General features: G+C 70.8%; 19 protein-coding genes. 10 read left to right on the top strand and 9 right to left on the bottom strand.

From position 1 onward, the window contains the following. The first annotated feature begins 43 nt into the window (after positions 1-43). Complete coding sequence (locus AB0M82_RS25545) at positions 44-1,267, top strand: glucuronyl hydrolase (protein WP_364726549.1); 1,224 nt, start codon at positions 44-46, stop codon at positions 1,265-1,267. A 90-nt stretch (positions 1,268-1,357) separates the two neighbouring features. Here the strand turns inward: AB0M82_RS25545 and AB0M82_RS25540 are convergent, their stop codons facing one another. Further along, positions 1,358-1,813 carry a DUF4396 domain-containing protein gene (locus AB0M82_RS25540; protein ID WP_364726546.1) on the bottom strand — a complete coding sequence of 152 codons (456 nt, stop codon included), beginning with the start codon at positions 1,811-1,813 and terminating at the stop codon, positions 1,358-1,360. A gap of 268 nt (positions 1,814-2,081) precedes the next feature. On the opposite strand from AB0M82_RS25540, the gene AB0M82_RS25535 reads away from it, so the two are divergent. After that, positions 2,082-3,098 carry an autoinducer 2 ABC transporter substrate-binding protein gene (locus tag AB0M82_RS25535; RefSeq protein ID WP_364726544.1) on the top strand — a complete coding sequence of 339 codons (1,017 nt, stop codon included), beginning with the start codon at positions 2,082-2,084 and terminating at the stop codon, positions 3,096-3,098. Positions 3,099-3,119: 21 nt separating this feature from the next. Here AB0M82_RS25535 and AB0M82_RS25530 read toward each other — a convergent pair whose 3' ends face one another. Together AB0M82_RS25530 and AB0M82_RS25525 are read right to left on the bottom strand one after the other, a co-directional pair. Next, a complete protein-coding gene (locus tag AB0M82_RS25530) occupies positions 3,120-4,481 on the bottom strand; it encodes a hypothetical protein (protein WP_364726541.1) in 1,362 nt (453 codons plus the stop codon). Further along, positions 4,478-5,242: a hypothetical protein gene (locus AB0M82_RS25525; RefSeq protein ID WP_364726538.1), complete on the bottom strand. Its 765-nt coding sequence runs from the start codon at positions 5,240-5,242 to the stop codon at positions 4,478-4,480. Before AB0M82_RS25525 ends, AB0M82_RS25530 begins: the two co-directional genes overlap by 4 nt. Before the next feature lie 442 nt (positions 5,243-5,684). On the opposite strand from AB0M82_RS25525, the gene AB0M82_RS25520 reads away from it, so the two are divergent. The 3 genes from AB0M82_RS25520 to AB0M82_RS25510 all read left to right on the top strand — a co-directional run bounded on the left by AB0M82_RS25520 (position 5,685) and on the right by AB0M82_RS25510 (position 9,674). Continuing rightward, entirely contained in the window at positions 5,685-7,088 is a 1,404-nt protein-coding gene (locus AB0M82_RS25520; protein ID WP_364726535.1) for a family 2B encapsulin nanocompartment shell protein, read from the top strand. Between the two features lie 178 nt (positions 7,089-7,266). Continuing rightward, complete coding sequence (locus AB0M82_RS25515) at positions 7,267-8,658, top strand: family 2B encapsulin nanocompartment shell protein (RefSeq protein ID WP_364726532.1); 1,392 nt, start codon at positions 7,267-7,269, stop codon at positions 8,656-8,658. Beyond that, the gene (locus AB0M82_RS25510; RefSeq protein WP_364726529.1) at positions 8,655-9,674 is read left to right on the top strand and encodes a family 2 encapsulin nanocompartment cargo protein polyprenyl transferase; all 1,020 of its coding nucleotides are present in this window, start codon (positions 8,655-8,657) and stop codon (positions 9,672-9,674) included. Before AB0M82_RS25515 ends, AB0M82_RS25510 begins: the two co-directional genes overlap by 4 nt. A 108-nt stretch (positions 9,675-9,782) precedes the next feature. On the opposite strand, the gene AB0M82_RS25505 is transcribed toward AB0M82_RS25510, so the two are convergent. Beyond that, the gene (locus AB0M82_RS25505; RefSeq protein ID WP_364726526.1) at positions 9,783-10,919 is read right to left on the bottom strand and encodes a CapA family protein; all 1,137 of its coding nucleotides are present in this window, start codon (positions 10,917-10,919) and stop codon (positions 9,783-9,785) included. Between the two features lie 379 nt (positions 10,920-11,298). Between AB0M82_RS25505 and AB0M82_RS25500 the strand changes: the two genes are divergently transcribed. The 5 genes from AB0M82_RS25500 to AB0M82_RS25480 all read left to right on the top strand — a co-directional run bounded on the left by AB0M82_RS25500 (position 11,299) and on the right by AB0M82_RS25480 (position 16,708). Next, positions 11,299-12,273 carry a substrate-binding domain-containing protein gene (locus AB0M82_RS25500; RefSeq protein WP_364726523.1) on the top strand — a complete coding sequence of 325 codons (975 nt, stop codon included), beginning with the start codon at positions 11,299-11,301 and terminating at the stop codon, positions 12,271-12,273. A gap of 65 nt (positions 12,274-12,338) precedes the next feature. Next, positions 12,339-13,877 carry a sugar ABC transporter ATP-binding protein gene (locus AB0M82_RS25495; RefSeq protein WP_364726520.1) on the top strand — a complete coding sequence of 513 codons (1,539 nt, stop codon included), beginning with the start codon at positions 12,339-12,341 and terminating at the stop codon, positions 13,875-13,877. Further along, positions 13,874-14,899, top strand: coding sequence for an ABC transporter permease (locus AB0M82_RS25490; RefSeq protein WP_364726518.1), 1,026 nt, complete (start codon positions 13,874-13,876; stop codon positions 14,897-14,899). Before AB0M82_RS25495 ends, AB0M82_RS25490 begins: the two co-directional genes overlap by 4 nt. Positions 14,900-14,901: 2 nt before the next feature. Then, a complete protein-coding gene (locus tag AB0M82_RS25485; RefSeq protein WP_364726515.1) occupies positions 14,902-15,549 on the top strand; it encodes an FCD domain-containing protein in 648 nt (215 codons plus the stop codon). Between the two features lie 82 nt (positions 15,550-15,631). Next, complete coding sequence (locus AB0M82_RS25480) at positions 15,632-16,708, top strand: glycoside hydrolase family 88 protein (RefSeq protein WP_364726512.1); 1,077 nt, start codon at positions 15,632-15,634, stop codon at positions 16,706-16,708. A gap of 64 nt (positions 16,709-16,772) precedes the next feature. On the opposite strand, the gene AB0M82_RS25475 is transcribed toward AB0M82_RS25480, so the two are convergent. Genes AB0M82_RS25475 through AB0M82_RS25455 form a run of 5 tightly spaced genes read right to left on the bottom strand, consistent with a single transcriptional unit; the run spans position 16,773 to position 20,710 of the window. Next, positions 16,773-18,083, bottom strand: coding sequence for a DNA polymerase IV (locus AB0M82_RS25475; protein ID WP_364726509.1), 1,311 nt, complete (start codon positions 18,081-18,083; stop codon positions 16,773-16,775). A 1-nt stretch (position 18,084) separates the two neighbouring features. Further along, the gene (locus AB0M82_RS25470) at positions 18,085-18,396 is read right to left on the bottom strand and encodes a transcriptional regulator (protein ID WP_364726506.1); all 312 of its coding nucleotides are present in this window, start codon (positions 18,394-18,396) and stop codon (positions 18,085-18,087) included. Next, positions 18,393-19,016, bottom strand: a complete 624-nt coding sequence (locus AB0M82_RS25465; RefSeq protein ID WP_364726503.1) for a hypothetical protein — start codon at positions 19,014-19,016, stop codon at positions 18,393-18,395. The genes AB0M82_RS25470 and AB0M82_RS25465 overlap by 4 nt, the downstream gene beginning before the upstream one ends. Before the next feature lie 57 nt (positions 19,017-19,073). Beyond that, the gene (locus tag AB0M82_RS25460) at positions 19,074-19,805 is read right to left on the bottom strand and encodes an ABC transporter permease (protein WP_364726500.1); all 732 of its coding nucleotides are present in this window, start codon (positions 19,803-19,805) and stop codon (positions 19,074-19,076) included. Continuing rightward, a complete protein-coding gene (locus tag AB0M82_RS25455; protein WP_364726497.1) occupies positions 19,802-20,710 on the bottom strand; it encodes an ABC transporter ATP-binding protein in 909 nt (302 codons plus the stop codon). The genes AB0M82_RS25460 and AB0M82_RS25455 overlap by 4 nt, the downstream gene beginning before the upstream one ends. Positions 20,711-20,911 lie beyond the last annotated feature (201 nt).

The following is a 20,911-nucleotide window of genomic DNA, read 5'->3' as shown; positions in this document are numbered from 1 at the left end:
CCAAAATTCCGGGCACTTTCCCCTCACGGAATGGCGGGCACCTGTGAGCATCACCCGGAGAACCCTGCTGACCACCGCGGCCGGCGCCGCGGTGGCGGCGAGCGCCAGCACCTCCACGACCGCCGCGGCCACCACCGATGCCGCCGACCAGGCATCGGTCACCCGGACGCTCCGCCAAGCGGCCGATCACGCGGTGGCCAAGCTGCGCGCGGTGGCCCCCGGCGTCACCGCGTTTCCCGTCGGCACGAAGTTCGAGAAATGGACCTATTCGCAGAATGGCGACTGGGTCGGCGGATTCTGGCCCGGCCAGTTGTGGCTGGCCTGGCTGCACACCGGCGAGGAACAATTCAAGACCCTCGCACTGGCGTCCGCGGAGAAACTCGCGCCGCGCCAGAACGACACCGGCACACACGACCTCGGCTTCCTCTTCTCCCCATCGTGGGTGACCGCGTGGCGGCTCACCGGCGACGACAAGTGGCGGGCCGGCGCGGTGCAAGCCGCGTCGTCGCTGATCAAGCGCTACAACCCGGCGGGGCGGTTCATCCGCGCCTGGGGCTCGCTCACCGACCCGAACAACGCGGGCCGGGTCATCATGGACACGATGATGAACCTCGACCTGCTGGCATTCGCGAGCGAGCAGACCCAGGATCCGCGGTACCTGGACATCGCGATCGCGCACGCGAAGACGACCCAGCGGAACTTCCCGCGCCCGGACGGGTCGACGCCGCACGTGTTCGACTTCGACCCGGTGACCGGCGCGCCGATCGGGCCGAACACCGTGCAGGGCTACAGCCCGGCGTCGTGCTGGTCGCGCGGCCAGGCGTGGGGCGTCTACGGGTTCACCACGATCCACCGGCGGACCGGGGACGCGGAGTTCCTGACCACGGCCCGGCGGCTCGCGGACTTCGCGCTGTCCCGGCTGACGCCCGACCACGTGCCGGTGTGGGACTACCTGGCGCCGCAGGCCCCGAACGACGTCAAGGACGCCTCCGCCGGCGTGATCATGGCTTGCGGCCTGCTCGACCTCGCCGAGCTCACGCACCACCCGCGGTACCGGGAGAGCGCGCTGCGGATCCTCACCGCGGTGTCGCGGACGTGCCTGACGACGAAGTCCACCCGGGCCGAGGCGAGCGTCGCGCGCTGCACCCGCAACCGGCCGAACGAAGACGGCGTCGAGGTGTCGCTCCCCTACGCCGACTACTACCTGCTGGAAGGCATCCTGCGGGTGCTCGACCGGGACAAGGTCGACCGCGCGATCGACCTGTAAAATCCCCGTGAGGCGATGCATCTTTCCTAGGGAAAGTGGCGCTTCGAGGGTCCGGTGCCGGCGGGGAGGCCGCCACCTTTCCCGAGGCCGTCAGTGGTGGTGCTGGGCGTGCACGACCGCGTGGCCGCGCCCGCGTCCGATCATCCACTTGTTCACCGGCACCGTGACGACGAACGCGACCGCCAGCGAAAGCGCGAGCGCCAGCCAGAACAGGAAGCTCGCCAGGCCCGCGTCCATCGCGCCCGGGATCGCCACGACCACGGTGTTGTCGATCAGCTCCATGACCGCGATCGACACCGTGTCCGCGGCCAGCGCCACCTTGAACGCCGCCGCCGGGCTCAGCCCCGACTTCAGCACGCCCCGCATGGTCAGGCCGTAGCCGAAGACGAACGCCAAGGCGATCGAGAGGATCACCGTCGCCGCGTTGTGCAGGCCGAACGCCGTGCCCAGCACCATGCCGAGCACCTCACCGATGGCACAGCCGGTCAGGCAGTGCAGAGTCGCCTGGATCGCTGTCGCCCACGAAGCTCCGTGCTGTTCACTCATACCGCCGACTATACCCCCGGGGGGTACAAGAGCCGGGTGGCGTCCGTCACTGGCTCGCCGACATGAAGGCAACGCACTGTGCAAAACGTCGTCGCACAGCGTAGCCGATACCGCTGTCCAGGCGATTCCCGCCGAAAATCCCCGAGATTGAACTCACTTATGTAACCCTTTGCGCACATCCCGTTGACCTCGGTTACCCGGGGCCCTACGTTCGCCCTGGGTCTCCACCATGCGAAGACCGTCCGAAAGTCCTGAGAAATGGGTGGGGATGCGAGGGCCGACGAAGACGTTCCGGCTGGTCGCGGCGCTGCTGCTGGGTGCGGCGCTCGCGCTCGGTGGTTGCTCGGAACGGCTGGGCAGCGCTCCCGCGCCGTCGCCGACACAGATCGCGTTCGTGCCCAAGATCGCCCGCATCCCGTACTTCGACGCGATGAACACCGGCGGCCTCGAAGCGGCGAAACAACTGGGCGTGGAGTGGTACACCACCGGCCCGGCGACCGTCGACCCGGCCGAGCAGGTGAAGATCCTGCGCGACCTGATCGCGAAGAAGGTCGACGTCATCGTCGTCGCGCCCAACGACCCGGCCGTGCTCGCGCCGGTGATCGCCGAGGCCAGGACGAAGGGCATCCACGTGCTCACCTCGGACACCGACGCGCCGGGCACGCAGCGCGAGGTGTTCGTCAACCAGGCCACCGCCCAGGGCATCGGCTCCGCGCTGGTCAACGCGCTGATGGCGCGGACGGGCGGCACCGGCCAGTACGCCATCGTCTCCTGCGGGCCCGCCGCGGAGAACCTCAACGCCTGGATCGCGGTCCAGAAGGAGTACGCGGCCGCGAACTACCCGAAAGCGCAGCTCGTCGAGACCGTGTACGCGGGCGAGGACCAGGCCACCGCGACGACCATGGCCAAGGACCTCATGGCCCGCCACCCCGGGCTGACCGGGCTGATCGGCGAGTGCTCGACCTCCGCGCCCGGCGTCGCCAAGGCCGTGCGCGAGCAGCAGAAGATCGGCCAGGTGTTCACCGTCGGTGTCGGCACGCCGCAGGCGATCAAGCCCTTCCTGCTCGACGGCTCGTGCTCGCAGTCGGTGCTGTGGAACGTCGAATCGCTCGGCTACCTGACCGCGTGGACGGCGAAGCAGATCGCCGACGGCAAGCCGCTGAACCCGGTGAACAAGGTGAGCCTGGAGTTGCCGGCGGTGAAGTACGACTCCGCGACGAAGACCGTCCTGCTGGGCGACCCGCTGCTGATCACCACCGACAACGTCGACCAGTTCAAGTACTGACCCAACCTCGGGCGCCGGCCGTCACCGGTGCCGCCGCCGGTGCGCCGCCGCCGCGCCGCCGCCGAGGACCAGGATCAGGGCCGTCAGGCCCCATCGGCGTTTCGCCTCGGTTCGCAGCCCGGTGTCCGTCGGCGGCGGCTCGGTCTTCTCCGCCGGGCGCGCGTGCCGTGACGGCGGAACCGGCGCGGACGGCGTCGGCGTGACCACCGGGGCCGGGGTGGGCGCCGGGGGCGGCACCGCCGCGTCCGGCTGCTCGACCGGAGGCGGGCGCGGCGGCGGAGGCGGCTCGGGAACCGGCGCGGGCACAGGTTCCTGACTCGGCGGAAGTGCCTGCGTCGGCGGCGGCGAGTTCGGATTCGGATTGGGGCTGGGGCCGGGGGGCGGCGGCGAGTTCGGATTGGGGCTGGGGCCGGGCGTCGGCGGCGGCGAGTTCGGGCTGGGGCTGGGGCCGGGCGACGGCGGCTGGGTGGCCGGACTCGTCGAGGGCGGCGGGGCCGCGTCGGCGTAGCACCCGGCCGCGTCGCCGCTCACCAGCGCCGGCCCGGTGGCGATCTCGACGGCCGGGCCCGAGCCGTCGCGCGGCAGCCGGTAGGCGACACTGCGGTGCCCCTCGCGGTTGGCCGTCGCGTAGACCGCGCCGGGCGCCAGGACGACAGATCCGTACGCGCCGCCGGCGGGGAAACGCAGGAAGGGCACCACCGCGACCTTCCCGGTCGCCGGGTCGAGCGTCACCACCGAGTTGCCGCCGGGCGAAGTCGCCGAGACGCCGTAGAGCAGGCCGTCCGCCGGGTCGTAGGCGAAGTCGTCGACGCCGACGGCGAGCGACAGCGGCCACAGCGCCGTCCGGTGCACCACCCGCACGTAGTCCGCGCTCGCCGGGTCGATGTCCACTGTGTACAGAACGCTGCCCTGCCGCACGTACCAGCGGTTCCCGGCGATCGCCCCGGCGGTCGCGCCGGTGACCAGGCTCCACACCGGACGCCGCGCGCCCGCGCGGCCGAGCACACCGAGGTCGGTGACCACCCCGGCGGAGTCGATCCGCACCGCGTGCGCGCCGTGCTGGTAGCGGCCGCCGCGGGTGCCGTCGGCGACGCCGTAGACGACGCCCTGCGCGGCGGAGTAGCCCATCGCGTTGATCCAGAACCCGGCCTGGCTCAGGCGTCGCGTGGCTCCGCCGGGCAGCGCCAGCAGCCGCAACGTCGTCGGCGCGCCGACCCGTTCGTTCTCCGCCTGCAGGACCGTGCAGGCGTCCTGGTCTTGAGCCGCCGGCCGCTCGGAGGATGGCGCCGACGGGGGCGCGAGCAGGCCCGTCGCCGTCAGCAGGGCCGAAACCGCAGCGGCCACGCCGAGCATCGCCGCCCAGCGGGCCCTGCTGCCGGTCAAGCCAGCCTTTCCAGCGCCGAGGTGAACGCCGCCGGCGGTATCTTCACGCCGCCGCCGAACGGGTTCTGCAGCTGGTGGATCGCGAACAGCAGCAACGTGATCGTGCCGGCCAGGGTGGACACGATGATGACGTGCGCGACCAGCCGCGTGCCACCCATCAGGTTCGGGAGCAGGATCGCCGTGAGCAGGCTGCCGAGGATCAGCGCGAACCAGACGACCGCGCCGACCCCGCCACCCCCGGAGCCGGTCAGCCGCTGCTGGCGGGCATGGTAGACCGACCAGAGCTGGTTGGCGGCCTCGGTTTTACGGTCGATCTGCCAGTCACCGTCGGTCCGGGTCTCCGCCACCGCCTGGCGCAGCTGGTCGAGCTGCGTCCAGCCGGTCGCGGGCACCGCGCCGCCGTCGGCGAGGCGCGGCCACTCCTGCTCGGCGACCGTCCGCGCGTAGGCGACGGCGAGCTGGTGCACCCGGTCCTTGGTGTCCTCCGGCAGCGCGTCGGCCGCCCAGGTCGCCGCGACCAGGCTGTCGGCTTCGGCCTGCGCGTCGTTGCTCGCGGCGCCCACCGAGTCGAACAGCGAGATGAGCACGAACGCGACGAGGACCGCGTACAACCCGCCGACGATGGTGAACACCTGGCCCGCCGCGTCGTTGTTGTCCGGCCTGCCCTCGTCCCAGCCGAGCCGGCGGACCAGGTACGCGACCGTGCCCCCGACGAGAGCCGCGCCGGCCACCCAAAGACTGCCGGCCACGAAGATGTTCATCCACGTCCTTTCCCCCACTCGCCGGCGCATTTCCCACCGGGGTCACCCAAGTTAGACCCACGTTTCCACGACGGCAACCGGGAATTGTTCGATTCATCCCGGCGGCCTCACCCACGCCGCGGTTGTCGCCGGTTCGGCGCAGTTCCCGGTGTCACGACCCGCTCGCGCCACTGCCCGCGGCGACCATCGATTACCCCGTGTGAACAGGAAACTTCCCGTTCGGGTGACGGCCGGGCACCAGGGGTGATCGCCACTGCGGCCCGCCGCCGGAAAATGCCCAGAACGACCGGACCGCACCCAGGTGAATCATCTCGATCCCCCGATCGTGGCATTGTGTGGCGCGACGCCGTTGTTATGTTGATTTCAGGGTGCCGCGTAACCGCACCAATATCCGGAACAGCAGGTCATGACTGACGATCGAGATGATGGGGTGGTTTTCGCTGTGACTGTCACCGACCCGGTGGACTCCGAGCAGGCGCCGTTGAGCCTTGGCCGGGCCGCGGCCCGGACACTGGCCACGACGACCAAGTCGGTCCCGCAGATGCAGGGCATCTCCTCGCGGTGGCTGCTGAAGCTGCTGTCGTGGGTCGAGGTCTCCGGCGGCGCCTACCGCGTCAACCGCCGGCTGAGCTACGCGGTCGGCGACGGGCGGGTCACGTTCACCACGACCGGCGCCGAGGTCCGCGTCATCCCGCCCGAACTCGGGGAGCTGGCGCCGTTGCGCGGCTTCGACGACGAGGAGGTCCTGGCCGAGCTGGCCGGCCGGTTCACCCGGCACGAATACGAGCCAGGGGACGCGCTGGTGGAGTTCGGCAGCCAGGCCGACCAGGTGTTCCTCCTCGCCCACGGCAAGATCACCAAGATCGGCACCGGCGAATACGGGGACCAGACCGTCCTCGGCACCCTCGCCGACGGCGACTACTTCGGCGAATCGGTGCTGGTGCGCGGCGACGGCATCTGGGAGTTCACCGCCAAGGCCGTCACCACCTGCACCGTGCTGACCCTGCCCCGCCAGGCTTTCGAAGACGTCCTGGCCCGCTCGGAAACCCTGCGCGCGCACCTGGACGCCTACGTGGCGCTGGATTCGGCGGCCAGCAACGACCACGGCGAGGCCGAAATCGCCCTCGCCTCGGGCCACGACGGCGAACCGGTGCTGCCGGGCACGTTCGTCGACTACGAAGCCAGGCCCCGCGAATACGAGCTGTCGGTGGCGCAGACCGTGCTGCGGGTCCACAGCCGGGTGGCCGACCTCTACAACCAGCCGATGAACCAGATCGAGCAGCAGCTGCGGCTGACCGTGGAAGCCCTGCGGGAACGCCAGGAACACGAGCTGATCAACAACAGCGACTTCGGGTTGCTGCACAACGCCGACTTCGCCCAGCGCATCCCCACCCGCACCGGCCCGCCCACGCCGGACGACCTGGACGAGCTGCTCGCGCTGGTGTGGAAGGACCCCGGGTTCTTCCTCGCCCACCCCAAGACGATCGCCGCGTTCGGCCGCGAATGCACCAAGGCCGGCATCTACCCCGACGCCGTCGACCTGGGTGGCCACCACGTCCCCGCCTGGCGCGGGGTGCCGATCCTGCCCTGCAACAAGATCCCCGTCACCGAGACCCGGACCAGCTCCATCCTGCTGATGCGCACCGGGGAACAGGCGCAGGGCGTGGTGGGGCTGCACCAGACCGGGCTGCCGGACGAGTACCAGCCGGGGCTGAACGTCCGGTTCATGGGCATCAGCGAGCAGGCCATCATCTCCTACCTCGTGTCCGCCTACTACTCCGCCGCCGTGCTGGTGCCGGACGCGCTGGCCGTGCTGGAGAGCGCCGAGATCGGCCGGGAGGGGTAGTGCCCGAGCCCGTCACCCCGCCTCGCAAGCCCGACGCGGAACCACCCCGCCCCGGGCCAGGCCTGCCCGCGTCGGCCTTCGGGCCGACCGGGCTGGGCACGGCCGCGGCCCGGATCGTGCCGCGACCCGCGGGCGTGCGTCCTCCCGAAGCACCCGAACCCGATCGGCGCGTGAAACCTTGACAGTCACCGAAGAAACGGCGTCGCTGCAGCTTTCGCTGAACGTCACCGCGGCGCGGACACTGACCACGACGACGAAGTCGGTGCCGCAGATGCGCGGCATCAGCACCCGCTGGCTGCTCTCCCAGCTGCCCTGGGTGGACGTGCCTGCCGGGTCGTACCGGGTCAACCGGCGCCTGACCTACACCGTCGGCGACGGCAAGGTCAGCTTCTACACCACCGGCGCCCGCGTGCAGGTCGTCCCCGCCGAACTCACCGAACTCGCGCTCCTGCGCGGCTTCGGCGACGAACGAGCGTTGAGCGCGCTGGCCGGCGCCTTCGAACAACGCGAATACGAGCCCGGCGCGACGCTCTTCACCGCCGGCACGCCGCTGGACACGGTGGTCCTGATCGCCCACGGCAAGGTCACCCGGCACGGCACCGGCGAGTACGGCGACGAAACGCACCTCGGCGCCGCCACCGACGGCGACCACTTCGGCGAAGAACTCCTCGGCGGCGACACCGCCACCTGGACCTTCACCGCCCGCGCCGCGACCCGCGTCATCGCCCTGGTGCTGCCCGCCGCGGCCTACGCCCGCCTCAACGGCCGATCGGAAGCCCTGCGCACCCACGTCACGCGAGAGCTGACACGGCCACGGAAACCGCAGAACGCCCGAGGCGAAGCCGCCATCGCCCTCACCGCCGGCCACGACGGCGAGCCGGTCCTCGCCGGCACCTACGTCGACTACGACCCGTCGCCGCGGGAGTACGACCTCGCCGTCGCCCAGACCGTGCTGCGGGTGCACAACCGCGTCACCGACCTCTACAACCAGCCGATGAACCAGCTCGAGCAGCAGCTCCGGCTCACCGTGGAGGCGTTGCGGGAGCGGCAGGAGCAGGAGCTGATCACCAACACCGACTTCGGGTTGCTGCACAACGCCGACCTCAAGCAGCGGCTCACCACCCGCACCGGCCCACCCACCCCGATGGACCTCGACGACCTGCTCTCGCGCCGTCGCAAGACCCGGTTCTTCCTCGCCCACCCCCGTGCCATCGCCGCGTTCGGCCGCGCCTGCACCGCCCACCGCGTCTACCCCGGCACCACGATCCTCGACGGCACACGCGTCACCGCCTGGCGGGGCGTCCCGATCCTGCCCTGCGACAAGATCCCGGTCAGCGCCAGGGGAACCACGTCGATCCTCGCCCTGCGCACCGGCGAAGACGACGCCGGCGTCATCGGCCTCCGGCCGCAGGCGCTGCCCGACGAGTACCAGCCGGGCCTCAACGTCCGCTTCCTGGGCATCGACGAGCGCGCGGTCACGTCGTACCTCGTCAGCGCGTACCACTCGGCGGCCGTGCTGGTGCCCGACGCGCTCGGCGTGCTCGACGACGTCGAGATCGGCCGCTCATGACGACCATGAACAGGCGCGCCGCGGCCCGTCCACTCACCGAAGTCCTCGCGTGGAGCAGGAGCCTCGTCGAGCCGGCGCTCCACACGGCGGCCGACCGGCTGCCGGAAACGCTGCGGCGGATCGCCGGCTATCACTTCGGCTGGTGGGACGCCCACGGCGAACCGGCGCACGGCGACGGTGGCAAGGCCCTGCGACCCGCGCTGGTGCTGCTGTCCGCCGAAGCGGCCGGCGGCGACCCCGCGGACGCCGTCCCCGCCGCCGTCGCGGTCGAACTCGTCCACAACTTCTCGCTGCTGCACGACGACGTCATGGACGGCGACACCACCCGGCGGCACCGGCCGACGGCGTGGACGGTGTTCGGCACCGGGGCGGCGGTGCTCGCCGGGGACGCGTTGCTGAGCCTGGCGTTCGAGGTGCTGGCGCCGAGCGGCGTGCCGGACGCGCGGCTGCTGTCGGGCGCGGTGCTGGCCCTGCTCGAAGGCCAAGCCGCGGACCTGGACTTCGAAAACCGCGACGATGTCACCGCGGGCGAGTGCGTCCGGATGGCCGAGGGCAAGACGGCGGCCCTGCTGGGTGCGGCGTGCACGCTCGGGGCGACGTCCGGGCGGCGGGATCCCGGTCCCTTCGGCGCGTTCGGCCGGGCGGTCGGGCTGGCGTTCCAGCACGTCGACGACCTGCTCGGCATCTGGGGCGACCCGGCCGTCACCGGCAAGCCGGTGTACTCGGACCTCCAGAACCGCAAGAAGTCGCTGCCGGTGGTGACGGCCCTCTGTTCCGGCACGGCGCCGGGCGCCGACCTGGCCGTCCTCTACGCCCGGCGCGAGCCGCTGGACGAGGCCGAGCTGGCTCGCGCGGCCACGCTCGTGGACGCCGCCGGCGGCCGCCAATGGAGCCAGGCCCAGGCCGAAGCGTTGCTGGCCAAGGCGTTGCGCGACCTCGCCGCGGCCGACCCGGTCCCCCGCGCGGGCGCGGAACTGGCGGCTCTGGCCCGCCTGATCACCACCCGCACCCACTGAACCCCGTAACTCGCGTGATCAGAAACGGAACTCGCGTGATTGAAGCCGTAACTCGCGAGATCCGGCTTCAATCACGCGGGTTACGGCTTCAATCACGCGGGTTACGGGTTACTTGCCGGGGCGGGTGAGGCCGTCTTGGTCCGCGCCGAGGCTCAGGATGTTCTTGTCCGTGTCCTGGAGGGCCTTGGTGACCTGCGCGGACGGCGGTGATGTCGACAAGTCGACCAGGCGGATCGGGGCGTCCAGCTTGATCAGGGTCGGGACGTACTCGGCCTTGTCGACCTTCCAGCGGTCGCCGTCGCGGACGAAGCGGAAGCGGGCCGCCGCGCCTTCTTCGGTGTCGCCGCGCGGTTCGGAGTGGCGGGCGACGCTGTTGCCGAGCCCGTAGGCGACCCACTTGTCGCCGATCTTCTCGAACGGCTGGACCACGTGGGCGTGGTGGCCGATGATCAGGTCGATGTCGTCCGACGCCAGGATCTTCTTCGCCTGGCTGCGCTGTTCCGCCGTCGGCTCGTGCTGGTACTCGACGCCCCAGTGCAGGCTCGCGAGCACGACCTGGGCCCCGGCCTGCCGCGCCTTCTTCGCCGCCGCCAGCACGTCGTCGACGTCGATCTGGTTGGCCAGCCACGGTTTCCCGGCCGGCACCTTGATGCCGTTGAACCCGAAGGCGTAGGACACCTGCGCCACCTTCACGCCGTGCACGTCGAGGATCAGCGGCGTCGCCGCCTCCTTGGCCGACCGCGCCGAGCCGGTGTGCTTGATGCCGGCGTCGTCGAGCTTGTCCAGCGTCCGGGCGACACCCTCGGCACCCTGGTCGATCGTGTGGTTGGACGACGTCGAGCAGGTGTCGTAGCCGGTGTCCTTCAGCGCGTCCGCGATCTCCGGCGGCGCACTGAACGACGGGTACCCGCTGTACGGCCCGCCTTTCGGCGCCAGCGGCGTCTCGAGGTGGCAGATCCCGAGGTCGGCGCCGGAGATCAGCGGCTTGATCCCGGCCAGCAGCGGGCGGTAGTCGAACTTCCCGCCGCCGTCGGCCTCGGCCTGGTCGGTCAGCGCCGGGTGGATCAGGACGTCGCCGGTGGCGACGACGCTGAACGACCCGTCGGGCGCGGCACCAGGAGCGGCACTGGACGCGGCCGCCTCGGGGAACGGCGTCGGCGCCGGCCCCTGCTGCGGCGGGCTGCCACTGCACGCGGCCGCCAGGACGGCGACACCGGCGAGCACGGCGACGCGGTACTTCGTCATCGGTCCCCCTCAGGCATGGTCCGGCCATCCTCCCACCCGGACGAACCCGGCACGGACGGCCTCCCGGTCACCGGCAAATCGCACCACAGTCGACAACACCGATCAGAACATTCGCACAGGACAAAACCGGTCAACGCGCAGGACAGCGGCGGAAAAATACGATAAATAACCGGGTCTTCGTCCTCATCCGATCACGGAGAGTAGGTCTCGCTCCGCTAACTGCCGGGCCAAAGTGCCTTGACGCTCGACGAACGGGTGTTTTGTAATACGAGTCACTCGGCGGTAACCCACCCGCACCACTCGTCCTCGGCCCCCATGGGAGCGCTCGATGTCCACATACCCGCACAGGTTCCGCACCTGGAGCGTTGTTGGTTGTTGTTTGATTTCCAGCCTGGTGTTAGCCGCGTGTTCCTCCGGCAAAACTGAGACATCCGCACCCCAGCAGGCACCGGCCAACGGCAAAATCACCCTCTACTACCTGCAGAAACAGGGCGACCAGCAGTACTTCGTCGAGCAGGCGCAGGGAGCGCAGGAGAAGGCGAAGGAGCTCGGCGTCGAGCTCAAGGTGGTCAACCTCGGTCAGGACGCGAACAAGGCGATCACCGAGCTGGACGCCGCGGTCGCGCAGGGCGCGAACGGCGTCGCCATCGTCGTCCCCGACCAGGCCATCGGCCCGCAGGTGATCGACAAGGCCAAGAGCGCGGGCATCCCGCTGATCGCCTCCGACGACGTCATCAAGGACGGCACCGGCGCGAAGGCCCCGTTCGTCGGCTTCAACGGCAGCCAGATGGGCGACTCGGTCGGCACCGAGGCCGGGAAGCTGTTCAAGGCCGCGGGCTGGGCCGCCGCCGACACCAAGATCATCAGCGCGTTCAAGCAGGACCTGACCGTCTGCACCGACCGCGTCAACGCCGCGAAGTCGGCGTTCGCCAAGTCCGCGGGCGCGGACGTCCAGGTCATCGACGTCGGCACCGACAACTCGCCGGTCGACGCGCAGAACCGCTCCGGCGCGGTGATCGGCTCCAACCCGGGCGTCAAGCACTGGGTCGTCTGGGGCTGCAACGACGAGAACGAAACCGGCGTCGTGACCGCGCTGGCCAACTCCGGTGTGCAGCCGGCCAACATCATCGGCGTCGGGCTCGGCGCCTACCTCGACTGCAAGGACTGGAAGGCCGGCAAGGACACCGGTAACAAGGCCGCGCTGTACATCTCCGGCGCCGAGGTCGGCCGCTCGGCGATCCAGGTGCTGGTCGACAAGGTGAAGAACGGCAAGGAGCTGCCCGCGGAGACGATCGCCAAGACCACGATCGTCAACAAGGACAACTACCAGCAGGCCGGCGTCAACTGCACCTGACCGCTTGCCGGGACCGGCACTTTCCCGTGAAAGTGCCGGTCCTGCCGCCGTACGGAAGGGACTCCATGTCCAGCACTTCTCCCCCGCTCGCCGTCGAGGGCATCGGCAAGCGCTTCTCCGGCGTCACCGCCCTCGACGACGTCTCGCTGGAGTTCCGCTCCGGCGAGGTGCTCGCGCTGATGGGCGAGAACGGCGCCGGGAAGTCGACGCTGCTGCGCGTGCTCTCCGGCGACCAGGGCCCCGACGACGGCCGGCTCCTCCTCGACGGCACCGAAGTCACCTTCGACACCCCGCGCGCCGCGATGGCCGCCGGAGTGCGCGTGATCTACCAGGAACCCGAGATCATCCCGCACGTTTCGGTGGCGGAGAACGTCTTCGTCGGCGAACTCCCGGCCAGGGCGCGCGTCTTCAGCCGCCGCACGCTCACCAAGGCCACGCACGACGCGCTGGCCGAGTACGGCTTCGAAGGCGTGCTCAAGCCGTCGACGCTCGGCGTCGCACTCTCCGCCGCGCAGCGGCAGATCGTCGAGATCCTGCGCGTGCTCACCGCGGCCACCCCGCCGCGCGTGATCGCGTTCGACGAGCCGACGTCGTCGCTGTCGGAGCACGAGGTGGAGGCGCTGTTCCGGCTGATCGGGCGGCTGCGCGACAGCGGGGTCGCGGTCGTCTACGTCTCGCACCGGATGAAGGAGATCTTCCAGCTCGCCGACCGCGTCGCGGTGCTGCGCGACGGGAAGCTCGTCGGCGTCCAGCAGGCCGCGGAGACCGACGAAGCGAGCTTGGTGCGGATGATGATCGGCCGCGATCTCTCGGCCCTGCAACGCCGGGCCACGCAGGAAGCCGGCGACGTCGTGCTGAAGCTGGCCGACGTCACCACGGACGACGTCACCGGCGTTTCGCTGCAGGTCCGCGCCGGCGAGGTCGTCTGCCTGGCCGGGCTGGTCGGCGCGGGCCGTTCCGAGCTGGCCCGCGCGATCGTCGGTGACCTGCCGATCCGGTCCGGGACCGTGGAACTCGGCGGGAAGCCGTTGCGCGCGCACAACCCCGGCCACGCCGTGAAGGCGGGGATCGGCTTCGCGCCGGAGGAGCGCAAGACGGACGCGCTGCTCATGCAGCGATCCGTCCGCGACAACATCTCCATCTCGGTGTTGGACCGTCTTCGCCGCTTCCGCGTCGTGAAGCGGGCGAAGGAACGCGCGCTCGTCGAGGAGTACGTACGGGAGCTTCGCGTGCGTACGCCGTCGATGGAGCAGGAAGTGCGCAAACTGTCCGGCGGCAACCAGCAGAAGGCCGTCCTGGCGCGCTGGCTCGCGCGGCGGCCGAAGCTGCTCATCCTCGACGAGCCGACCCGCGGGGTCGACGTCGGCGCGAAGGCCGAGATCTACCGGATCATCGACGGCCTCGCCGCGGAAGGCATCGCGCTGCTGGTCATCTCCTCCGACCTGCCCGAGGTGCTGACGCTGGCCGACCGCATCCTCGTGATGCGCGCCGGACGCCTGGCCGGCGAGATCAGCCGTGACGAAGCGACCGAGGAAGCCGTGCTGACCCTCGCCATCCCCGAAACCGAACCAGCCGTGGAAGAACAGCAGGAGATCGGCGCATGAGTACCCCCACCAAAGAAGCTTCGTCCCCCGTCGCGCCGCCCCAGCCGTCGGCCGCGCGCCGCGTGCTCACCGGCATCGGCGTGCAGAACTCGAGCCTGATCATCACGCTCATCGCGCTGGTGATCCTGCTGTCCGTGCTGAACGAGAACTTCTTCCGCACCAACAACCTGCTGCTGATCGGCAGCGCGATCACCATCATGGGGCTGCTCGCGCTGGTGCAGACCCTGGTGATCATCCTGGGCGCGCTGGACATCTCGGTCGGCTCGATGGCGGGCCTCGCCTCGGTGGTCTCGGCGATGGTGTTCACCTCGACCGGCAACGCCGAGGTGGGCATTCTCGCCGCGGTCGGCGTCGGCATCCTCTGCGGCCTGGTCAACGGCATGATCATCATCTTCGGCCGGGTCAACCCGGTGGTCGCGACGCTGGCCATGCTCGCCACCTACAAGGGCATCGCGCAGGTGATCTCGGACGGCAAGGCGCAGGGCTACACCGGCGGCGACGACCTGTTCATCTTCCTGGCCAAGGGTTCCGTGCTGGGGCTGCCGTCGCTGGTGTGGGTGTTCCTGATCGTCGCGGCGCTCCTGCACTTCCTGCTGAAGTACACCGACATCGGCCGCAACGTCTACGCCATCGGCGGCAACGACACCGCCGCGCGGCTGGCCGGCATCAACATCAACCGGTACATCATCGGCGTGTACGCCCTGGTCGGCGTGGTCGCCGCGATCGCGGGCATCCTGATCACCGCGCGCACCGGCTCCGGCCAGCCGACGTCCGGCTCGGAGGGCCTGGAGCTGCAGGCCGTCACCGGCGCCGCGCTCGGCGGCACGATGCTCAAGGGCGGCCGCGGGTCGATCATCTCCACCGTGCTCGCGGTGATCATCCTGGGCGTGCTCGACAACGGCATGTCCGGGCTGGGCATCAACCCGTTCTGGCAGAACGTCGCCCACGGCGCCCTGCTCGTGATCGCGGTCGTGCTGCAGCAGCTGCGGAGCGGGGAGCGCCGCGTCGGCCTGCCCGAGTAGCGGTGCGGAACCTCCACGCGCGCATCGTCGACGAACTGGGCAGGCTCATCGTCGAAGGCGTCCTCGGGGACGGGCAGCCACTCGTCCCTGAGGAGCTCGGCCGGCGGTTCTCCGCGTCCCGGACCGTGGTTCGCGAGGCGTTGCGCGTGCTGGAGTCCAAGGGCATGGTCACCGCGCGCCCGCGGGTCGGGACCTGGACGCAGCCACCCGAGGCGTGGGACGCGATCGACCCGGACGTCATCGCCTGGCGCGTCGGCGGTCCCGACGGCCGCGAGCACCTGCGCGAACTGCTGGAACTGCGGCTGGCCATCGAACCGCAGGCGGCGCGGATGGCGGCGCGGCACCGGCGTCCGGACGAGCTGTCGGCGATGGCCGCGGCCTACGAGCTGATGGCCGTCGCGGTCGAGCGCGCCGACGGCGAAGCGTTCCGGGACGCCGATTCGCGCTTCCACGCGGCGCTGATCCGCGCGTCGGGGAACACGCTGATCGCGCAGCTGCAGGTGCCCGTGGTCGCCGCGCTGAGGGCGCGCGGCGAGCCGATGGAGCTCGTGGCGCATTCCCGCGTGCTGACGCTGGTGCTGGCGAAGAACCCCGACGGCGCCGAGTCCGCGTCGCGCAGGTTGCTGGAAACCGTTGCGCCGTACCGCTGAGCGGCACCTTGACACGTCCACCATGACGCGCTTCACTCGCTGCGGATGACCGCCGCCATGACGTGCTGAGGAGGACGCTTTCATGCGTTTCCCGGGAATTCGTGGCTTCGGCGTGCTCGCGGCCGCGGCGTTGACGGGCGGCCTGTGCACCGCCCCGGTGGCGACCGCCGCCACCTGCACGATCTCCGACGAAATGGTGTCCGCGGGCAACTACTGGGTCGCCAACGGGACGAACCTCGACGCGCCGGACTGGCAGAACGCGACGTTCCACGTCGGCAACCTCGCACTGGTTCGGACCACTGGCCAGTCCAACCACAAGACCTTCCCCTGGGCGCAGGCCAACAAATACCTGCTCCCCGACGACCCGAAGCGGCCGTTCTTCCCGGACAACCAAGCCGCCGGTGAGGCGTACCTCGACCTCTACACCTACTTCCACCCGGAGATCCCGCTCGACTCGATCCGCACGCGGATCAAGGCCGAGGTGGCCGCGGTGCAGGCGGGGCACCGCGACTACTGGAACTACGTCGACGCGCTGAACATGGCGATGCCGTCGTTCGCCCGGATGAGCCTGATCGACCACGATCCGTCCTATTCGGACGCCATGCAGACGCTGTTCTCGTACTCGGAACACAAGCTGTTCAACGAGTTCACCGGCCTGTGGTATCGCGACGAGCGGTTCAAGGGCTCGGGGGTGTTCTGGTCGCGCGGCAACGGCTGGGCCCTGGCGGCGCTGACGAAGGTCCTGCAGGTCCTCCCCGCCGACGACCCGCGGCGGCCGGAGTACCTGCGGGTGTTCAAAAAGATGGCAGCCACCCTGGCGCTCGTGCAGCGCCGCGACGGCTTCTGGAACTCGGACCTGCTGAACCCGTGGGACCACGGCGGCCCGGAGTCCAGCGGCACGGCGTTCTTCGCGTTCGGCATCGGCTGGGGCGTCAACGCGGGTGTCCTCGACGCCGCGCGGTTCCGCCCGGTCGTCGACAAGGCGTGGACGGCGCTGTCGACGAAGGCGCTGCAGCCCACGGGACTGGTCGGGTACGTCCAGCCGGTCGGCGACCGCCCGGCCACGGCCAAGGCGTCGGACACCGCGGCCTACGGCGTGGGCGCTTTCCTTCTGGCCGGCCAGCAAGTGGCCAAGCTCCAAGGCTGCTCGGCCGAGTAGGTCCCGAAGTCCGTGAATGTCGCATTGAGGGACTTGAAGTCCCTCAATGCGACATTCACGGCTTTCACCGCAGGCAGTCGCCGGGGTCGCCGCGGCGCAGGGCGGGGTCGGACTGGAGGAAGGTGCGAGCCACGCCGGGGCCGGACGAGCGGTGCTCGAAGCGGACCGTCACGCGGCCGTGGCCCGCGCCCTGGACCCAGCCCGTGCCGAACTCCTCGTGGACGACGTCGTCGCCCGGCCGCCAGGTCGAGGGGGCCGGCGCGGGGGCCGGTGCGGCGGAGACCACCGTCGACGCCGCAGGCGTCGACGGGGCGGCCAGGGTGAACAGCGCGTCCTGGTGCGGCACCGAAAGCCCGCTGTAGGCGACGCCGGCCAGCCGGATGCCGCCGAACTCCGCGGGGTCGAGCAGCAGCCGCTCGGCGGTCGCGGCCAGCTCGGCCAGGTCGTCGGTCGGGGCGGAGATCGTCTCGGAGCGGGTCACCGTGTGCATGTCCGTGTGCCTCAGCTTGATCACGACGGTCCGCGCCACGCGCTCGGCCTTGAGCAGCCGCTGGTGGGCGCCGGCGGCGATCCGGCGGACCTCCGCCTGCAACGACGGCAGGTCGATGATGTCGGTGTCGAACGTCGTCTCGGCGCTGACCTGCTTGGTCTCGGCGCGCCCGGCCACCGGGCGGTCGTCGGCGCCGGTGGCGAGCCGCCGCAGCTCGCGCCCGACGACGCCGCCGAGCGTGGCGACGGCGTCCTGTTCGGACAGGGCCGCCAGCTGCCCCAGCGTCTGGACGCCGATGAACCGCAGCTTGCCCTCGGCGACCGGGCCGATCCCCCACAACGCGCGCACCGGCAGCGGCGCGAGGAACTCGCGTTCGGTGCCCTGCGGCACGACGAGCAGCCCGTCCGGCTTGGCTTCGTCGGAGGCGATCTTCGCGATCTGCTTGCCGTTGCCCGCGCCGATCGACGCCACCAGCCCCGTCTCCGCGCGGATCCGCGCCCGCAGCGACGCGCAGAACGCCGTCACGTCGTCGAAGGGAGCGCCGACGAGCGAAGGCGGCTCGGCGAAGGCTTCGTCGAGCGAGATCTTCTCCAGCACCGGTGCCACCGCGGTGACGACGGCGAAGACCTCCTGGCTGAGCCGCTCGTACACGCGGAACCGCGGCGGCACGATCACGCCGTTCGCCGGGAGCAGCCGCCGCGCCTGCGCCATCGGCATCGCCGACCGGATGCCGAACGCCCGTGACTCGTAGCTCGCGCCGGCGACGACGCCGCGTGGCCCGGTGCCGCCGACGAGCACCGGGCGCCCGGCCAGCGTCGGGCGGGTGAGCTGCTCGGCCGAGGCGTAGAAGGCGTCCAGGTCGAGGTGGATCACCCAGCGGCCCACGTCAGTCCTCGCCGGTGGCGTCCAGCAGCTGGTGCAGCGCCTTGGTGTAGCTCTCGAACGCGGCCCGGCCGCGGGCGGTCAGCCGGACCAGCGTGACCGGGGTGCGGTGCTCGTGGGCCTTGGTGATCTCGACGTACTCGGCGTCCTCGAGCTTGCGCAAATGCGTCGAGAGGTTGCCGGCGGTCATTTCCAGCAGCTGCTGCAACCGGGGGAAGGTGATCTGGTCGCCGGTGCGCAGTCCGGCGAGCGCGACGGTGACCCGCAGCCGTGCCTGGGCGTGGATGACCGGGTCGAGCTGGGGCAGTTCACTCATGGGCCGGTCTTCTCGCGCACGAAGTAGACGATCGCGCCGAGCAGGAAGCCGCCCCCGCCACAGACGGTGAGCACGAGGAAGTTCGCCGGGTAACCGACCAGCACGCTCAGCGCGGCCGACACGATCATCCACGCACCGAGGCCGTACATCAGCTTGTCCTGCCACACCATGCCGCCCGCCAGGTACATCACGCCGGTGAACAGCAGCCACGTGCCGGTCCACAGCAGCGACACCTGGTCGGACGAGAGCGTCTGGAACTGCGTGATCCGGATGTCGACGACCATCAGCCCGGTCGAGCCGAGCGCCCAGCCGTAGCCGTACATCGCGCCGACCGTGCGGGACGGCCCCCGGATCCCGCGGCCGGTGCGGATGCTGGTGTAGGCCGTGTAGGCGACGGCGCCGAGGAACAGCAGCGGGACGACGACGCCGCCGGCGACCCAGCCGGGCACCGCCACCCCGGGCAACGTCGTGACGTAGGTGAAACCCCAGCCGATCAACCAGGCGAAGGCCCAGGCCGCGAGCATCCGCGCCGGGCCCCCGCCCAGCTCCCGGCGGGTCCGCCGGTTCTGCTGGGCGATCAGGTTCAGCGACTCCTCCGCCGACAACGGTTCGTCGTCCACCTGTTTCGCCCTCCGTCCGTGCAGACCCCTCAGCGCTGCACGGAAGTTAACACGCATTCACAACCGGGCCGTGTCCAGCCGGAACCGGCGCACGACGACCAGGGCGGGCACGACCAGCCAGCCCGCCAGCACGAGCACCGCGACCCAGGTCCCGGAGGCGTGGGTCAGCGGGTCGAGACCCACGCGGCGGAGCCAGTAGGTCGGCACGAAGTGCGCCACCGTCGTCATCCAGCCCGGCAGGATCTCGAGCGGGAGCCACAGCCCGCCGAGCAGGCCCAGCGGCATCATCAAGGCGCCGGTGACCGCGCCGACCGTGTCCCCCTTGCCGAACAGGCCGATCGCCAGGCCGAGGACGGCGAACGGCAGCGTGGCCGCCCACAGGAAGACCAGCAGCCTGCCCCAGTCGGCCATGCCGAGCGGTTCGCCACGCAGGAAGCCGACGAGGAAGATCGCCAAGAGGACGGGCAGGGCGACGGCCATCGCCGAGGCGACCTTGACGACCAGGTAGCCAGGGCCGCGCATCGGCGTCAGGCGGAGCTGGCGCTGCCAGCCGTCCGTGCGTTCCTGGGCCACCCGGGTGCCGGTGAACAAGGCACCGCCGCTGGCCCCGTACGCGGCCATGCCGATCATCGTCTGCGTGCTCGAGTGCAGGCCGGTGTCGAGGACGACATCGCCGAAGATGGAGCCGAAGAGCAGGTACATCGCCACCGGCATGCCGATGGTGAAGATCGTGAACTGCGGGCTCCGGACGATCCGCTTGATCTCCAGGCTCAGGTAGGTGGTGTTCACGCGGCCGCCCCTTCCGTGGCATCGGCGGTGAGCGCCAGGAAGGCCTCTTCGAGGCCCAGCGCGTTGATCTCGATGTCGGTGGCGAGCGGGTACGCGGCGAGCAGGCCGCGGACGGCGGCGTCGGAGTCGGCGCAGGCCAGCTCGGCGCGGCCGGCGCGCAGCCGCACGGTCGTGACGCCGGGGAGCGCGGCCAGCTCGGCTTCGGTCGCGCCGGGCACGGCGGCCTTGAGCACCCGCCCGGACACCCCGGCCCGGACCTCGGCGACCGGGCCGTCGGCGACGACGGCGCCGTGGCGCATCAGCACCACGCGGTCGGCGTAGTCCTCGGCCTCGGCGAGGTAGTGCGTCGCGAACAGCACGGTCCGGCCGGTGGCGGCGAACTCGCGGATGGCCGCCCAGAAGGCCCGTCTGCCGTCGACGTCCATCGCGGCGGTGGGCTCGTCGAGCACGAGCAGCCGCGGGTCGCCCGCCAGGGCGAGGGCGAACCGGACGCGCTGCCGTTCCCCGCCGGAAAGCTTGCCGCAGCGGCGTTTCACGAGGTGCCCGAGGCCCGCCCGGGCGATCACCTCCGCCGCCGGGAGCGGCTTGGCGTGCGTCGAGACGATCAGCTCGACGATCTCGCCGACGGTGACGTCCGGCAGCAGCGCGCCGTTCTGCATCATCGCGCCGACGAGCCCCCGGTCGACGGCCTCGCGCGGGCTGCCACCCGCGATGGCGACCTCCCCCGCGTCCGGCTTGGTCAGGCCCAGCAGCATGTCGACGGTGGTCGACTTGCCCGCGCCGTTCGGCCCGAGCAGCGCGACGATCTCGCCCCCCGCGATCTCGACGGACACGCCGTCGACCGCCGTGACCGGGCCGAACCGCTTGGTCAGGCCGTGGAGTGCGAACGCCGGTCCCCCATCCATGGCGTCCTCCCTTCGCTCGTGGACTTTGCGTCGCAAAGTCGCTGCGCACTTTGTAACACAAAGTCCACGCACATACAAAGCCCTCGTCCGCGGAGAGCCCGAACGCCCCAATGATGCTCCTATGGTTTGTCAAGGGTGAGGTGGTGGATTGCGGCGAGGTCTGCGGTGAGGTGTGGGTAGATTTCGCGGGCGACGTAGCGT

It is taken from the genome of Amycolatopsis sp. NPDC051128 (assembly GCF_040682715.1).
Taxonomy (GTDB): Bacteria; Actinomycetota; Actinomycetes; order Mycobacteriales; family Pseudonocardiaceae; genus Amycolatopsis.
Note: the sequence above shows the minus strand (reverse complement) of the source record. Positions and strands in the feature narration are given on the sequence as shown.

Coding starts and splice junctions, on each gene's coding strand:
- AB0M82_RS25540 (WP_364726546.1), bottom strand. CDS start 1,813: ATGAGTGAACAGCACGGAGCTTCGTGGGCGACAGCGATCCAGGCGACT.
- AB0M82_RS25455 (WP_364726497.1), bottom strand. CDS start 20,710: ATGGATGGGGGACCGGCGTTCGCACTCCACGGCCTGACCAAGCGGTTC.
- AB0M82_RS25495 (WP_364726520.1), top strand. CDS start 12,339: ATGTCCAGCACTTCTCCCCCGCTCGCCGTCGAGGGCATCGGCAAGCGC.
- AB0M82_RS25525 (WP_364726538.1), bottom strand. CDS start 5,242: ATGAACATCTTCGTGGCCGGCAGTCTTTGGGTGGCCGGCGCGGCTCTC.
- AB0M82_RS25480 (WP_364726512.1), top strand. CDS start 15,632: ATGCGTTTCCCGGGAATTCGTGGCTTCGGCGTGCTCGCGGCCGCGGCG.
- AB0M82_RS25505 (WP_364726526.1), bottom strand. CDS start 10,919: ATGACGAAGTACCGCGTCGCCGTGCTCGCCGGTGTCGCCGTCCTGGCG.
- AB0M82_RS25470 (WP_364726506.1), bottom strand. CDS start 18,396: ATGAGTGAACTGCCCCAGCTCGACCCGGTCATCCACGCCCAGGCACGG.
- AB0M82_RS25510 (WP_364726529.1), top strand. CDS start 8,655: ATGACGACCATGAACAGGCGCGCCGCGGCCCGTCCACTCACCGAAGTC.
- AB0M82_RS25535 (WP_364726544.1), top strand. CDS start 2,082: ATGCGAGGGCCGACGAAGACGTTCCGGCTGGTCGCGGCGCTGCTGCTG.
- AB0M82_RS25490 (WP_364726518.1), top strand. CDS start 13,874: ATGAGTACCCCCACCAAAGAAGCTTCGTCCCCCGTCGCGCCGCCCCAG.